Below are 16041 nucleotides of genomic sequence, written 5' to 3'. Positions count from 1 at the left end.
GCAAGCCCGCTCCCACAGGGATGGTGATTACTTGTTGAGCAGAGTCAGGCGCTCACGCACCGCCGCTTCGATCCCTACTTCATCCAGCCCGCACTCGGCCAGCATCTGCGCCGGCTTGGCGTGCTCGACGTAAACGTCCGGCAAGCCCAGGTGCAGCACCGACTTGAGGATGTTCTCGCGGGCGAGGAACTCGCTGACCGCGCCACCGGCACCGCCCATGATCGCGTTCTCTTCGATGGTCACCAGCAGGTCGTGGCTGTTGGCGATCTCGCGTACCAGCGCTTCGTCCATCGGTTTGACGAAACGCATGTCGACCACGGTCGCGTCCAGCGTCTCGGCGACTTTCAGGGCTTCGGCCATTTGCACGCCGAACACCAGCAGGGCGACCTTGCTGCCCTGACGACGCACCACGCCCTTGCCGATCTCGATCGGTTCGAGGTCTTTCTCGATGGTCGCGTTCGGGCCGGTACCGCGTGGATAACGCACCGCCGCCGGGCCGTTGTACAGGTGGCCGGTGGTGAGCATCTTGCGCAGTTCGTTTTCATCGCTCGGGGTCATGATGACCATGCCCGGGATGCAACGCAGGAACGACAGATCGAAACTGCCGGCGTGAGTCGGGCCGTCTTCGCCCACCAGACCGGCGCGGTCGATGGCGAACAGCACGTCGAGGTTCTGCACCGCGACGTCATGCACCAACTGGTCGTAACCGCGTTGCAGGAATGTCGAGTAGATCGCCACCACCGGTTTCGCGCCTTCGCAGGCCATGCCGGCGGCGAGTGTCACGGCGTGTTGCTCGGCAATTGCCACGTCGAAGTAGCGCAGCGGGAAGCGTTCGCTGAACGCCACCAGGTCCGAGCCTTCCTTCATCGCCGGGGTAATGCCCACCAGACGCGGGTCGGCAGCGGCCATGTCGCACAGCCATTCACCGAACACGCCGGAATACTTCGGCCCGCCGGCCTTTTTCGGCGCAGCGGCCGGGGCGTCCAGCGGTTCGAGCTTGGTGATGGCGTGGTAACCGATCGGGTCGACTTCCGCCGGGGCGAAGCCTTTGCCTTTCTTGGTGACGATGTGCAGGAATTGCGGGCCTTTCAGATCGCGCATGTTGCGCAAGGTGGCGATCAGGGTCGGCAGGTCGTGGCCGTCGATCGGGCCGATGTAGTTCCAGCCCAGTTCTTCGAACAGGGTGCCGGGAACCAGCATGCCCTTGGCGTATTCTTCGGTGCGACGGGCGATTTCCCAGGCGCCGGGCAAGCGCGACAGCACTTTCTTGCTGCCTTCACGCATGCTCGCGTAAGTGCGGCTGGAAAGGATCTTCGCCAGATAGTTCGACAGCCCGCCGACGTTGCGCGAGATCGACATGTCGTTGTCGTTGAGGATCACCAGCATGTTGGCGTCGACTTCCGGCGCGTGGTTCAGCGCCTCGAACGCCATGCCGGCGGTCAGTGCGCCGTCGCCGATCACCGCAATCGCCTTGCGATCGCTGTTCTGCAGGCGGGCGGCGATGGCCATGCCCAGCGCGGCACTGATCGAGGTGCTGGAGTGACCGACGCCGAAGGTGTCGTACTCGCTCTCGGAACGGCGCGGGAAAGCCGCGATGCCGTCCTTCTGGCGCAAGGATTCCATGCGCTCGCGACGACCGGTGAGGATCTTGTGCGGATAGGCCTGATGACCGACGTCCCACACCAACCGGTCGTCCGGGGTGTCGAAGACGTAATGCAACGCGATGGTCAGCTCGATGACGCCCAGGCCGGCACCGAAATGCCCACCGGTCTGGCCGACCGTGTAGAGCAATTCCAGGCGCAACTCATCAGCCAGGGTTTCCAGCTCGGCTTCGCCTAACCGGCGCAGGCCGTCCGGCGTGTTAGCGCGGTCGAGCAGGGGCGTGGTCGGGCGCTTGCGGGGAATCTCATGAAACGTCGTGGGCATCAGGCGAATCGTTATAGGTATAAAAGATGCGGCAGTTTACCTGATGCATCGCCCCCTGCCCACGCGTTGGTCTTTTTTGGCTGATTAGCCTTCAGTTACGCCGATCGACGATATACCGGGCCAGATCGCGCAACGGCTCGGCAGCCGCGTCAAACGGTCGCAGCGCGTGCAGGGCCTGATCGCGCAGCTCCAGCGCATAGGTCTTGGCGGCGTCGAGGCCGAGCAGGGCCGGGTAGGTCGGCTTGTCGCGGGCGATGTCGGCGCCCTGGCGCTTGCCGAGGGTTTCGGTATCGCTTTCGACGTCGAGGATGTCGTCCTGGACCTGGAATGCCAGACCGATGGCCTGTGCATAAGTCTGCAGGGACTTGAGTTCATCCTTCTCGGCACGGCCGCTGGCCAGGGCGCCGAGCTTGACGCTGACTTCGATCAGCGCGCCGGTCTTGTGCCGGTGCATCTGTTCCAGCGCTTTCTGGTCGAGCTTGAGGCCGACCGAACCGAGGTCGATGGCCTGACCGCCGACCATGCCCGCCGGGCCCGCCGCGTGCGCCAGCGCCGTAACCTGTTGCAGGCGGATGTCCGCGCTCAGGTCGCTCAGGCGCGGGTCGAGCAGGGCGCTGAACGCCAGGCTCTGCAAACCATCGCCGGCCAGAATCGCGCAGGCTTCGTCGAATTTCTTGTGGGTGGTTGGCTGGCCGCGACGCAGATCGTCGTCGTCCATCGCCGGCAAATCGTCGTGCACCAGGGAATACGCGTGGATCAGCTCAACCGCACACGCCGCGCCGTTGGCCTGTTCGGCCTTGCCGCCAAGGGCTTCGCATGCCGCGTAGGCCAGCAGCGGACGCACGCGTTTTCCGCCGTTCATCACGCTGTAGCGCATGGCTTCGTAAAGCCGCGCCAGTTCTGGCAGCGGGGCGTTGAACAGGGTTTCCAGTGCCGCGTTAACGCGCGCCTGGCTGGTCGCCGAATACGCTGCAATCATTCTGGCTGATCCGCGTCGAAGGGTTCCTCGGCGAGTTCGCCATCGCGCTCCAGCAACACCTGGACCTTCTGCTCGGCCTGGGCCAGCGCCGCCTGGCAGTCACGGGTCAGGCCGATGCCCTGCTCGAAAGCGGTCAGCGAGTCTTCCAGCGACAATTCACCGTTCTCCAGACGCTCCACCAGCGTTTGCAGGTCGGCGAGGGACTGTTCGAAATCCAGTGCAGCTTTTTTGCGGGCCATGGCGGCTAATTCCGGTTGACGTTAAACCGGCGCGACACTAGCAGATAGGGGGGGTATGGGCAAATGAGCGGGCCGACGGACAAGGGTGTCAGTCGGTCAATTCGCCAGGATATTGAATCTGATACCGAGTGCTGCGTCCGCCGCCCGGAAGACGTTGCAGGCAGCCCTTTTCCAGCAGTTCCGCCAGATGTCGGGTGGCCGTGGCTTTGGAGACCTTGGCCACACTCTGGTATTGCGCTGCGCTGATACCGTGCTCGAAACCGCGCTCACCACCGTCGAGCAAACGATTGAGCACTTTGATCTGCTCCGCCGACAGCCCGGATTCCCGGTGCGCCTGCCAGAAGCGTGATTTTCCCAACACACTTTCAATCCGCGCAATGGCCTGTTGCAGGCTGCGCAGCAGGGTTTGCAGGAACCATGCGAGCCAGTCGGTGATGTCCAGCGTGGCTTTCTGGCTGGATTCGAGAATCCGGTAATAGCCCGCGCGGTCGTCGAGAATGCTGGCGGACATCGCATAAAAACGAATCGCCTGCGCTTCGCCCTGAGCCAGTGCCAGATCGGTGAGCGTGCGGGTAAGACGGCCGTTGCCGTCATCGAACGGGTGCAAGGTGACGAACCAGAAGTGCGCGATGCCTGCCCGCAGTAAAGGATCGAGGCCTGCCTGGTGCTGACTGGCGTCGAACCACTTGAGAAAACTGTCGAGTTGTCGCTCAAGCCCTTGTCGCGGTGGCGCCTCGAAATGCACGGTCGGGCGGTCGATTCGCCCGGAAACCACCTGCATTGGCTCATCGCCGCGTAGAGCGCCGACATTGATTGCTCGCGAAAGGAAACCACTCTCCTGTTCTGGAAACAGCCATGAATGCCATTCCAGCAATCGTTCCAGCGTCAGCGGTTCGGCAAAACGTTGAGTGGCATCGAGCATCAGTTGCGCCAGCCCCTCGCTGCGCTTGCTGACGTTGTCGCCATCCGGTGATTCCAGCCCCAGACGTCGTGCCAATGAAGAGCGCACGGATTCAACATTCAACTGCTCCCCCTCGATGGCCGAGGAGGTCACGATGTTTTGCAGCAAAGCGTCCAGCTCTGTCTGCGCGCTCAGTGAATGGCTCACCGATCCCGCCATGCCCATCAATTGACCTTGTGCCTGAACACACTCGCGCAACAACGGTGCCAGGCATTCCGCCTGCCAGTTGAAGTCCGGCCAATCAGGCTGCTGCCAGATCCAGTGAGTCGCCATTAATTGCTGATCCTGAGTGCGTGAGCCGATTGGAAACGCTATTCGGCTCATTTCGTGAGCCGAATATGACGCCTAATCGGCTCATCGTCCACTGGTCGCCGTGATTCCCACCGCAAATCCAGATGTATCCGATTGTTAAAAAACTGCCGAATCGCTAACCTTCGCGCCTTCTACGACCCGACAGTCACGGGTCTTTCAGACGAAACGCAGTTTTCACCGCTGTGAAGTACCGAGGATCGGGTGCAAGGTTTCGTTCAGGCATGGCAGGAGGCATCACATGCGTTCACTTCTTTTGCTGCTGATCGGGTTGGCCTGCGCACCCGCGCTGCTGGCGGCGCCGAGCGCGGAGCTGTCGGAGCCGGTGGGCGGCTGGCGCTATCACGGGCTGCTCGATCGCACGGAAAACCCGCAAGTCGCCTATCCCACGCCGCCGATCGATCGCGGCATCCAGCGCAATCGCACGATGATTGAAGGCCAGCTCAAGGCGATCGGCCATTTACGTCCGCCGCACAGCCTGGCGGTGAATGGCAATCCACTGAATCTGTACACCGACGACCAGGGCCGTTTCGCCCGGCCGTATGCGTTCGGCGCCGGTTCCAACAGCGTCGAGGTGATCAGCGCCGACGGCCAGTCGCTCAAGCGCGTTCAATTCTACGAAGCCAACAACCTGCGCACGCCGGCGCGGATCCGCGTGGTGCTCGGTTGGGACGACCCTAAAGCCGAACTCGACCTGCACGTCATTACGCCTGACGGCCAGCATGCCTTCTGGGCGCGTCCGGCGATGAGCAACGGTGGTGGCCTCGATCCGGACGGCGTCGATGGCCCTGGCCCGGAAATGTTCACCATGACCGCGCCGTTGCACGGCACCTATCTGGTTTACGTCAACTATTGGGGCAACTTCGGCAACGGCGGCTATAACTTCGAGGAGACCAGCAACCAGAACGAGGTCATCACCTCGCAGATCACCCTGGTGCTGAACGAAAACACCGTCGACGAAAAACGCGAAACGTTCATCGTACCCCTGCGGGCCATCGGTGATCTGCTGCTGGTCAAGACTTTCAACTATTAAGCATCCCGCACCACGGATGAACTGCCGAGCTTTGGGAACATGAGCGAGAAGATGAGCGATAACACTGCGACCCCGGCTACCGATGCGTTCGCCGCCAAACCTTCCCGGCGCTGGCCGTTGCTGGCGGTCGGGCTGTGCCTGGTGGCCGGCGTGGCGGGCGGGCTCGGCTGGCTGATGCACAAACCGAAGGCGCCGCCGGCGGAACTGGCCAGCGACAAGCTTGGCTTGAGCCGCCCGGACGCACTGCTGGAAACCCGCTCCCTGAGCCAGTTGCCCAAGGACTTGCTGACGGTGCCGTTCCTCAAGGCCACGCTCACTGAGGATTTCGTCTTCTATTACGAAACCCACGCCGACCGTCTCGGGTTGATCGGCAGTCTGCGGCGGATCATCTACGAGCATGACCTGAAGCTGCAGGACAGCCTGATCGAGCAGCTTTTCGACCAACCGGCTGACGTGGCGCTGTGGCGCGGCGCCGACGGTCGGCTGAAGGATTTCCTGCTGGTGATGGATCGCGGCGGGCTGGCCAAGGTGCTGGAGCCGCTGGCGAAAGTCGCGCTGGATGATTCGCAACTGAGCGTGTTCAGCACCCTGAAGGTCGGCGGCGATGAAGTGCCGCTGTATCAGCTGACCTACAACGCCGGCAAATCCCTGCTGTTCGCCTCCCGTGGCGACAAACTGGTGGTGCTGTCCAATCCGGCCAAATTCTACGATCCGGAAAGTGGTGCTTCCGAGGAGTCCGGCCATGTCTCGCCGCAAGCGCTGGCGGCGCTGCTCAACGGCGAAAAACTGTTCCCCGAAGCGTTCGGGCTCAAGGCCAAGACACCTGAAACCAAACAGCGCCTGTCGGTCAATTCCAGCGTTCTGGCCATGGGTTACCAGCGCTTCATCCCGAACTTCGCCGGCCTGCGTTTCGACATGGACGACAAGGGCTGGCACAGCTACCTCGCCATGGACGAACTGGAGAACCAGCCGGACTTCGATTTCAAACCGGTCTGGCAGGCCATGCCATTGGGCGCCAGTGCCTGCGTGACCTTGCCGGTCGCTGCCGAGCCGCAGAAGCCGCTGCTGGTGAAACTCGGCGCCGAAGAAGCCGTGGCGCAGAAACTCACCGAACACGTGGCCGGCGCGGCGGGCCTGTGCTGGTACGCCGATTCGCGGCTGTACACGCCGTTGCTGGTGGCCAGTCTGAACGACGAAGACAACGGCAAACTCGACGCTGATATCGGCACGCTGTTCGATTCGATGGTCGGCGCTTACGAAGGCAAGGTCGACGAGCACGCGTTCCCGGTGGTGGAAAAACAGGAAGGCCAGAGCCACCTCTGGCAGCGTCAGGTCAGTTCCAACTTCGGCCCTTACGCGGCCAAGGATGCCGAGAACCCGGACGCGATCACCGGCCGTGCCTTCATGAAAGTCAGCCTTGCGCGCCACGGTTCCACGCTGCTGTTTTCCCTCGACGACAAACTGGTCGACAAGGCGCTCGGCACCCTCGACAAACGCTTCCCGCCGATGGCCGATGTACTGCCGAAAGACGTGCTGATGCCGATCTACTTCGGCCCGGATTCGATGGCGCAACTGATCCAGCAGGAAACCCTCGACAGCCTGCCGCAGGACATGGAACCGGTGTTCTACAACGCCGCGCAAACCTACCTGATCCCGAAACTGCGCACCCTCGGCGGCATGGGCAAATACGCCCTGACGTTGCCGGAAGGCAGCGAGCCTGACGGTCACTGGCAATGGCTGCCGCTGGAGTGGAAAGCGCTGTGACCGGACTCATTCGCAGCCTTGGCCTTCTGGCGCTGTTGCTCAGCGCCGGTGCCCGAGCCGTTGAGATTCCAGCCCTCGATCCGCAGCAATCCCAGGTGTTTCGCGCCTGGTTCGTGCGCATCGCTCAGGAGCAGTTGAGCAAAGGCCCGAGCCCGCGCTGGTATCAGCAGGACTGCGCGGGGCTGGTGCGTTTCGCCGCCAACGAAGCGCTGAAAGTCCATGACGACAAATGGCTGCGCAGCAATGGCGTGTCCAACCGCTACCTGCCGCCGGAGCTGGACCTGAGCGCCGATCAGCGCAAGCTCGCCCAGCAATGGCAGCAGGGCGGCGGCAAGGTCGGGCCCTACGTCAACGCGATCAAACTGATTCAGTTCAACAGCCATCTGATCGGCCGCGACGTGTCCCAGGCACGGCCCGGCGATCTGATGTTTTTCGATCAGGGCGACGACCAGCACCTGATGATCTGGATGGGCCGCTACATCGCCTATCACACCGGCACGACCACCCCAACCGACAACGGCATGCGTTCGGCAAGCCTGCAGCAACTCATGACATGGAAGGACACCCGATGGATACCCGACGCAGCCAACCCCAACTTCATCGGCGTCTATCGACTGAACTTTCTCTCCCAATGACCGGTGCCCGCATGCTGCGTTTACTGTCTTTTCTGTTGCTGTTGACCCTGCCGTTTTCGGCCGTGAATGCCGAAGACACCGTGGAGCCAAGCGGCTATACGCCGGTGTCCGGTGAGAGTTTTTTCCTGCTGGCCGACAGCAGTTTCGCCGCCGACGAACAGGCGGTGGTGCGCCTCGAAGCACCGGGTCGCGACTATCGCCGTTTCCGCATGGAACCGTACGGCGGCGCCGATATCCGGGTGTACAAGATCGACAAGCCGCTGGACTTCCTCAAGCGCCAGAAAAACCTGCACCGCGTGGTCAGCGACGGCCAGTTCAAGGGCGAAGGCCTGTCGAACACCCTCGCGTATCTGTGGGACAACTGGTACCGCAAATCCCGTCGGGTGATGCAGCGTGCGTTCTCCTATGAGTCGCGCCAGCAAGTCACCGAAGAAGTGCCGGAATTGAAGATGGGCAACGCCATCGCCGCGCCGACACCGTACGACGCGCAACCTCAATTCGCCCTGATTCCGGGTCTGCCGGTGGTTAGCCAGTTCCGCTATCCGCTGTGGCAGGCCAAGCCGATCCAGCCGCCGACCGGCGTCAATCTGGCCGGGTCTTCCAGCGAGTTCGTCAGCGTCGCGCCGGGTAACGTCTACATCCCGTTGGGCAATTTGAAACCGGGCCTCTATCTGGTCGAAGCGCTGATCGGCAAGTACCGCGCGACCACCATGGTGTTCGTTTCCAACACCGTGGCGGTGAGCAAGATTGCCGGTGATGAATTGCTGGTGTGGGCCGCGCGCAAACACGAAGGCAGCTCGGTGCCGAAGGTCAATGTGTTGTGGACCGACGGCCTCGGCGTGATGAGCAGCGGCGCCACTGATGCCGACGGTCTGCTGCGCCTGAAACACGTCAGCCCGGAGCGTTCGTTCGTGATTGGCGAGGACGAAGAGGGCGGTGTATTCGTCTCGGAAAACTTCTATTACGACAGCGAAATCTACGACACCAAACTCTACGCCTTCACCGATCGGCCGCTGTATCGTCCGGGTGATTGGGTGTCGCTGAAAATCGTCGGCCGTGAATTCAGGAACGCGCGGGATTCGGTATTGCCGGGCGCGGCGGACGTCAATGTCAGCGTGCTCGATGCCACCGGCACCGAGCTGCAGCGCCTCGATCTGAAACTTGATTCCAAGGCCGGCACCCAGGGCCGTTTCCAGTTGCCGGACAATGCGGTGGCCGGTGGTTACGAGCTGCGTTTCAACTACAAGGATCAGGCCTACAGCAGCGCGTTCCGGGTGGCGGAGTACATCAAGCCGCATTTCGAAATCTCGCTGAATCTGGCCAAGCAGGATTACCGCACCGGCGAACCGGTGAAAGGCAGCTTGGTGCTGCTTTACCCGGACGGCAAACCGGTGGCGAACGCCAAACTGACCCTGAGCCTGCGCGCCCAGCAACTGTCGATGGTCGACAACGAGCTGCAATACCTCGGTCAATTCCCGGTGGAGCTGACCAGCACCGAACTGACTTCCGACAGTAAAGGCAACGCGACCCTCGACCTGCCGGCCGCCGACAAACCGAGCCGCTACATGCTCACGGTGTTTGCCAGCGATGGCGCAGCGTATCGGGTCAAAACCACCAAGGAAATCCTCATCGACCGCGGTGCCGCCAGCTTCCGCCTGACTGCGCCGCAGCGCTTCAGCGCGGTGGGTGACAAGGTCGCGTTCAGCTACGCCAACGAGGGTGGCAGTGTGCAGGCCCAGGCCGTTGTGCCGAGCAGCTACAGCTGGGTTCGCCTGGAAGACCAGACCACCGGCGAAGGCAAACTGGCGGCGAAAGACAAAGGCTTCAGCGTGGCGTTCGATCGCCCGGGCACCTACAACCTGTCGCTGAAAGATCAGCACGGTCGGGTGCTTGGTGCGACCGGTCATTCGGTCACCGGCGATGGCGTCAAGGCTGTGCCGGGCACCGTGGAAATCGTCCTCGACAAACCCGAGTACAAAGCCGGCGACGAAGCGCTGGCGCTGATCACTTTCCCGGAGCCTGTCAGCGATGCACTGCTGTCGCTGGAGCGTGACAAGGTCGAAGCCACCGCGCTGCTGACCAAGGGCGGCGACTGGCTGAAACTGGAAAAACTCAGCAACACCCAATACCGCGCACGCATCCCGGTGAAGGACAACTTCGCGCCGAACCTGACGTTCTCCGTGCTCTACACCAAGGGCGGTCAGTACAGCTTCCAGAACGCCGGGATCAAGGTTGTTGCGCCACAGATCGATGTGGCGATCAAGACCGACAAAGAGACCTATCAGCCGGGCGATACCGTGACGGTCGACCTGACCACGCAGTTCGCTGGCAAGGCAGTGCCGGCGCACCTGACGGTCAGCGTCGTGGATGAAATGGTCTACGCGCTGCAACCGGAAGTTGCGCCGACCATCGACCAGTTCTTCTACCACCCGCGCCGCAACAACGTGCGCACCAGCGCCAGCCTGTCGTTCATCAGCTACGACGTGGCGTTGCCGGGCAGCCCCGGCGCGCCGGGCAAGGCCAACCGCAGCGAACGCGGGGTGAAAGTGCTGGAGCGGCCGCGCCGCGAAGACGTCGACACCGCTGCGTGGCAACCGGAATTGCTGACCGATGCCGACGGTAAAACCCGTTTCACCTTCAAGATGCCGGACTCGCTGACCCGCTGGCGCATTACCGCGCGGGCGATTGCCGATGACGGTCAGGTCGGGCAGAAGAAGCAGTTCGTGCGCTCGGAAAAACCGCTGTACCTGAAGTGGAGCGGGCCGAGCAAGTTTCGCAAGGGCGATCAGCCGCAACTCGGCGTGTTCGCGTTCAGCCAGGCCGAGAAACCGGTCAAGGCTGAATTGGTGACGCACTACGCCGGCGCTGAACAACGCCTGCCGGTGACCCTCAATAACGGCATCAACTACCTGCCGCTGCCGGCCTTCGCATTGGCCACCGGCGAATGGACCGCCGAACTGGTGCAGGACGGCAAAACCACCGATGCCCTCGCGGTACGCCTGACCGCCACCGGCGAAGGCTGGCAAGTGACGCAGACCCAGAGCCTCGACGTGGCCAGCGGCGACACGCCGTTGAGCCTGCCGGCAGACGCCACCGACATTCGCCTGCGTCTGGATGACAGCCCGCAAGCGCTGTTCCGTTCGGCCCTCGACGATCTGCTCAGCTATCCGTACGGCGGCGTCGAACAGACTGCCAGTCGTTTGCTGCCGCTGAGCATCGCTTATCCGTCGCTGGCGTCGAGCCCGCAGATCCGCGATCGCTTGCGCCTGATCATGCAGAACAGCCGTCTGCGCCTGGTGCAAATGGCCGGGCCGTCGGCGAGTTTCACCTGGTGGGGCTTCGATGGCGAGCCGGATGCGTTCCTCACCGCTTACGCCTATTACGCCGACTGGAACGCCAGTCAGGTGCTGGATCTGACCTTGCCGCCGGAGCACTGGCAGCGGGTGCTGGAGGTCTACGCCAAGCAGGCGCCGAACACGCCGTTGCTGCAACGGGCACTGATCCTGTCGTTCGCCAAGCAGATGCATCTGCCGGTCAACACGATGCTCAGCGGTTTGATGGACGATCTGGCGAAGGCCGGGGAAGGCAATGCCGAAAACCTGATGGACGACGGCGAAGACAGTCTGGTGATGGGCGATCCGGATTCGGCGCTGGGTCTGGCGGCGGCGCGGGTCTTGACCGCATCGCTGGCGACCCAGTCGAAAGTTGCTTTGCCGGACGCGTTCAATCGTCAGTTGGGCGCAGCGCAACAGCGCTTGTCGGTCAGCTCCCAGCCGTTTGCCGAAGCGCTGAACCTGTCGCTGCAACCGTTCGATCAGGCTCGTGCGAACGCGCTGCTGCAACGCCTGTTGCCGCAGCAATCGACCCTCGAACGTGCGCTGGCGCTAACCTGGCTGCAACGCAGCATCGCCCAGGCATCGCCGACCATCGCGCTGGCCCCGGGCGAAGGCTGGAAGAAAAACTACGGCGCGACCGGCGAGATGTATTGGACGTGGCAGGGTGCTGCGCCGGTGCCGAGCGTGTTGTCGGTGTCGGGCACTCAGGAGCGTCCGTTGCGTGCCGCGCTGAGCTTCCAGACCCAACAACCGGCGGTCGATCCGATGGCGGTGACCATCACTCGTCGCCTGTCGCGTCTGGTGCCGGGTGACGAAGCCTTTACCTTCAAACTGGAGCCGGTCGGCAGCAAGCCGTTGTCCAGCGACAGCCTGTATCTGGACGAGGTGATCATCACCAGCAAGGCACCAAAACCGCTGCGCTACGGCATGCTCGAAGTACCGCTGCCGCCGGGTGCGGATGTCGAGCGCACCACGTGGGGCATCAAGCTGCAGGGCAAGGACGGCACCGAACCGACTGCGCTGGAAAAAGCACGGTTCGAACCGGGCCAACTGGCCTACGCGGTGCCGGTGGATGCGCTGAGCGGTGAATTGCGTCTGCGGCATCTGGTGCGCTTCTCGCAGAAGGGCCAGTTCAACCTGCCGCCGGTGCGTTTCACTCAGGTCTACGCGCCGCAGCATCAGGCCCGCGAAGCGAAAGCGGCCCTCGGTCAGGTCACGGTCAACTGACATGACCCGGCCGCTGGTCTGGCTGCTGATGTGTGTGATTCCTGCGCTGGCGACGGCGCAGGATGAACCGTTGCGCGTGGCCTACAAGGGCGAATTGCTGTCGCTGAACCCCACGCAACTGACCGCCCGCGAGCCATTGCCTTCGTCGCTTGATACGCCGCTGGGCAGTTTGTGGAAGGTGTTCGTCTACGCGTGGCTGGTGGATACCGGCGCGCAGGAACCGGCTTATGAATGTCTCGGGCAGTCGAAGGAAGAAGTCTATTGCTGCACGGCGGGCGGGAAGATCGAGCGTGATCAGGCGCTGGTAAAATCCTGCGGGCTGTATTTCGAGCCGGCGCGGTTGGGCATAACCGCTGGCGATTGGAGAACCTATTGGCAGGCGCGACAGGCGCCGTCGTGGTTGCTGGATTTGCCATCGGTGCAACCGGCTACTCGGGTGTCCGTGGCTGACTTGTTGAAGGTTTTATCTTGGCTGCCGGCTCAGGATCAAATGCGCCGTGTGCTGCTCGACGTGGTGCTGAACGCGGCGGACGGTAATGTCGTCGGTGAACTCGGCGGGCGCTTGCGGGTGAAAACCTGGAGCTGGCTCGGCGATCAGGATCCGCAATCACGTCAGGGCGGATTCGCTGGCTGGACGGCGGATGGCTCGCCGATCTGGGCCGGTGGCCGGGGCACCAGTCAGATGGTTCTGCGGCATTACGGTTCGGCGTTGGCGACGGTGTTGCCCGCATCATGGCCAGCGGAAGCGGGGCGATGCGTTGAGGTCGGACTGTTCTCGCGTTATCCGGTTTCGCGGGTTCTGGTCGGTGATCGAGTGGTGAGCTCCGGCCCGTTGCAGGGCGATTACCGCGTCGAATTCGTTAATGGCAATACGCTGGATATCCACAGCGATGGCGAGCTGTTTCTGCTCAACGACAAGCTTGTGGCTCGGCTGGATCGCGAAGAGTACGTCGCCCGTGTGCTGGAGCGTGAAGCCAAACCCGAGCCGGCCGAAGCCGCCAAAGCGTTGGCCGTGGCGATCCGCACGTATCTGCTGCAAAACGCCACGCGCAACGGCGAATGCCTGAGCATCGACGACAGCAGCACCCGCCAACGCGTCGCCCCGCGCCCGGCTTCCGCCGAATCCCGCAACATCGCCGCATGGACGTCGGATCTGGTATTGGCCGGCAGCACCGTCACCTATCACTCCGATCAACCTGGCCCCGACAAACTGGCCTGGCAACAAGCCGTCGAGCAAGCCAATGCCGGGCAGCGTTACGACGCGATCCTGCTGCACGCCTATCCACGAGCGAGCCTTAGCCGCTGGGACAACCCGGTGGCGTCCTGCGAAGCACTGCCCGCCGCGCAGGACTGGCTGCAAAAACAGCGGCGCGGCTGGCGTCCCAGGCTGGAAAGCGAAACCGGCTACAACGAAGTCAGCACGTTCGCCGTCTGCAAACTCGCCTTCGGCCGCCCCTTCGTCGACCGCGAACGCCAGCGCATCTATGTGCGCGGCGTGCTGTCCTTGCAGGACCGCCTCGACCTGACTCACGAATACCTGCACCTGGCCTTTGAAGCACATCCCAACGGCCAGGATGAAACCTATATCGAAGGGCTCGCCCGTCACCTTTTGCTGGAATAGACCATGACACTCCGTTATCCACAGGTCTTGCTGTTCCTCTGCGCGCTTAATGCATTGCCAATGGCGATGGCCGCCGACAGCGTCAAACTCGACACCCCGGTCGGCGGCTGGCGCAGCGGCGCACCCGAGGGCGAAGGCGAAAACTTCCGCCAGACCGTCAACTATCCGGCCTCCTCGGTGAATACTCCGCTCGGCCAGGCCAACACCGCGCGCATCAGTGGCGAAATCAAAGCCACCCCGAAAAACAAAGAGCCCGGCCGCCTGATCGTCAACGGCGTCAGCATGCCGCTGAAAATCGACGACAGCGGCCGCTTCGACCGCCCGTTCTCCTTCCCCAACGGCAGCAACAGCGTCGAAGTCCGTAGCCCCGACGGCCAGCAACGGCACCGCACGCAATTTCTCAACACCAGCGGCGGCGCTACTCCGGCGAAACTGCGGGTGTTGCTGGCGTGGGACAGTGACGGCACCGACCTCGACCTGCACCTGATCACACCCGACGGCGCGCACATCTGGTACGGCGATCGCGTCGCGCCCAATGGCGCTGCTCTGGATGTCGACGTAACCACCGGCTATGGCCCGGAAATCTTCGCCATGCCGGCACCGATCAAGGGGCAGTATCTGGTGTATGTGAACTACTTCGGCGGTGGGTATCGCGGGGATGATGAGGGTGGGGAAGAGGCGGTGCAGCCGTTGACTACCGCGCAGGTGACGGTGATTACGGAGGAGGGGACGCCTAGCGAGAAGATGGAGACTTTCATCGTGCCGATGCGGGCGGTGGGGGAGTTGACGTTGGTGAAGTCGTTTAGTTATCCCTGAGCAGGAGCCTGCTCAGGGTTGCATTAGAAGCCGGGTGGAATGTAGCCGGGCACGAACGGAACGTTGATGCACTTCCCGTGAATGATCTTCCCGTCTTCAATCCTGAACAGCACGATCTTCTTGGCCTTATTGACGGTGGCCTCCAGTTTGCAATCCGAACTGTGACCGACTGTCTCGTAGTACTCGGTGTAAACCATGCCGTTGCCGGTATGGTTCATTGAAGTCCCGGCCGCTTCTGTAGTGGTCCAGCTGGAGGATTTGAACCAGGTGAGAACCGCCAGATTCTCACCGTTGGCACCGGTCTGTTTTTTCATCGAGTCGGGTTTGCCGAACAGGTCGAGTGCTTCCTGGACATCGCGTCCTTCCCATCGAGACTGAGCAATCAGGTGGCAGCCATGCAGCAGCAATAGTGTGGGTGTCAGCAGCACCGCCAGTAACGTTTTAGTCCATTGATTCATTATGCGTTCCGCCGCTTACTTGTTACCGAGGATCGAATCCAGGTTGTCCATCATCTGCCCCTTCTCCTGAATCGGTGCCAGCTTGAAGAACATCTGTTGCATGCCCTGAATCATCTGCAAGGGCTCCATCTTGCCCAGCGCGATCATGTCCTTTTTAGCGGGGGAGCAAACAAACTCGGCGGCGCGCTGTACCCAGAACTCCTTCGGCTGCTGCCATTGGTCGTTAACTTTCAGGTGCCGCATCATGTAGGCAACGCGATCTATGGATTGCCCATTAAGAAAGCGGACCTTGTTCGTCGAGCACTGCACTTCGAGGTTGTAGGCATCGATCATCGGTTTGCCGGGTTCTTCATACACCAGCGTCACGGCCACCAACTTCGCACCCTTGGTATGGTTCGACGGCACCACTGAAGTGCTGTCGGCTACATACATGATGTTCTTGTTGGGAATGCCGTTGCCGTAAATGATCCACCAGTCACCGACGGGGTTCGGTTCTTCTGCCTGCGCGCAAATAGTGGCGGTCAGAAGTGCGGTTGCTAGAACAAGGGATTGATTGAGTTTGAAAAACGACGACATGGTGTTGCTCCATTCCTTGGTGCTTTTGCAATGCACAAAAACAGAATGGAAATTTAGTGGCGAGGTTGGGTGAGGGGCAATTAGGGCAGATGTGCTAATGGCTTATTGCGATGGTTCAATAATCGCCTGAGCCGTCTACTCATTGCACGTGCCAAGCGGACA

General features: G+C 62.0%; 12 protein-coding genes. 6 read left to right on the top strand and 6 right to left on the bottom strand.

The annotated features are described in order from the left end of the window. Nucleotides 1-27 precede the first annotated feature (27 nt). From dxs to L6D82_RS09860, 4 genes are all read right to left on the bottom strand, one after another. Nucleotides 28-1926 (bottom strand): 1-deoxy-D-xylulose-5-phosphate synthase, encoded by a 1899-nt coding sequence (dxs, locus tag L6D82_RS09875; RefSeq protein WP_102716664.1) that lies wholly within the window; start codon nt 1924-1926, stop codon nt 28-30. 91 nt (nt 1927-2017) lie between these two features. Continuing rightward, entirely contained in the window at nt 2018-2905 is an 888-nt protein-coding gene (gene ispA / locus L6D82_RS09870) for a (2E,6E)-farnesyl diphosphate synthase (RefSeq protein ID WP_085747622.1), read from the bottom strand. Next, entirely contained in the window at nt 2902-3144 is a 243-nt protein-coding gene (locus L6D82_RS09865) for an exodeoxyribonuclease VII small subunit (RefSeq protein ID WP_007894317.1), read from the bottom strand. Before L6D82_RS09865 ends, ispA begins: the two co-directional genes overlap by 4 nt. Nucleotides 3145-3232: 88 nt before the next feature. Next, the gene (locus tag L6D82_RS09860) at nt 3233-4378 is read right to left on the bottom strand and encodes a Fic family protein (protein ID WP_085747623.1); all 1146 of its coding nucleotides are present in this window, start codon (nt 4376-4378) and stop codon (nt 3233-3235) included. A 277-nt stretch (nt 4379-4655) separates the two neighbouring features. Between L6D82_RS09860 and L6D82_RS09855 the strand changes: the two genes are divergently transcribed. The 6 genes from L6D82_RS09855 to L6D82_RS09830 are packed head-to-tail and all read left to right on the top strand — an operon-like array spanning nt 4656 to nt 14845. Then, nucleotides 4656-5447 (top strand): YfaP family protein, encoded by a 792-nt coding sequence (locus L6D82_RS09855; protein WP_102716662.1) that lies wholly within the window; start codon nt 4656-4658, stop codon nt 5445-5447. 51 nt (nt 5448-5498) lie between these two features. Then, nucleotides 5499-7211 carry a DUF2138 domain-containing protein gene (locus tag L6D82_RS09850; protein WP_102716661.1) on the top strand — a complete coding sequence of 571 codons (1713 nt, stop codon included), beginning with the start codon at nt 5499-5501 and terminating at the stop codon, nt 7209-7211. Beyond that, nucleotides 7181-7846 (top strand): DUF1175 domain-containing protein, encoded by a 666-nt coding sequence (locus L6D82_RS09845; protein ID WP_085747626.1) that lies wholly within the window; start codon nt 7181-7183, stop codon nt 7844-7846. The genes L6D82_RS09850 and L6D82_RS09845 overlap by 31 nt, the downstream gene beginning before the upstream one ends. After that, nucleotides 7843-12408 (top strand): alpha-2-macroglobulin family protein, encoded by a 4566-nt coding sequence (locus L6D82_RS09840; RefSeq protein WP_236188903.1) that lies wholly within the window; start codon nt 7843-7845, stop codon nt 12406-12408. The genes L6D82_RS09845 and L6D82_RS09840 overlap by 4 nt, the downstream gene beginning before the upstream one ends. Nucleotide 12409: 1 nt before the next feature. Continuing rightward, entirely contained in the window at nt 12410-14029 is a 1620-nt protein-coding gene (locus L6D82_RS09835) for a DUF2300 domain-containing protein (RefSeq protein ID WP_236188902.1), read from the top strand. A gap of 3 nt (nt 14030-14032) precedes the next feature. Continuing rightward, nucleotides 14033-14845 carry a YfaP family protein gene (locus L6D82_RS09830; RefSeq protein ID WP_102716658.1) on the top strand — a complete coding sequence of 271 codons (813 nt, stop codon included), beginning with the start codon at nt 14033-14035 and terminating at the stop codon, nt 14843-14845. Nucleotides 14846-14868: 23 nt separating this feature from the next. Here L6D82_RS09830 and L6D82_RS09825 read toward each other — a convergent pair whose 3' ends face one another. Together L6D82_RS09825 and L6D82_RS09820 are read right to left on the bottom strand one after the other, a co-directional pair. Next, on the bottom strand, nt 14869-15303 hold the full coding sequence (locus L6D82_RS09825) for a hypothetical protein (RefSeq protein ID WP_039772002.1): 435 nt from the start codon (nt 15301-15303) through the stop codon (nt 14869-14871). Between the two features lie 15 nt (nt 15304-15318). Then, on the bottom strand, nt 15319-15879 hold the full coding sequence (locus L6D82_RS09820) for a hypothetical protein (protein WP_236188900.1): 561 nt from the start codon (nt 15877-15879) through the stop codon (nt 15319-15321). Nucleotides 15880-16041: the final 162 nt, after the last annotated feature.

It is taken from the genome of Pseudomonas paraglycinae, from assembly GCF_021601625.1.
GTDB classification, from domain to species: domain Bacteria; phylum Pseudomonadota; class Gammaproteobacteria; order Pseudomonadales; family Pseudomonadaceae; genus Aquipseudomonas; species Aquipseudomonas paraglycinae.
This window is presented reverse-complemented; position numbering and strand designations above follow the sequence as displayed.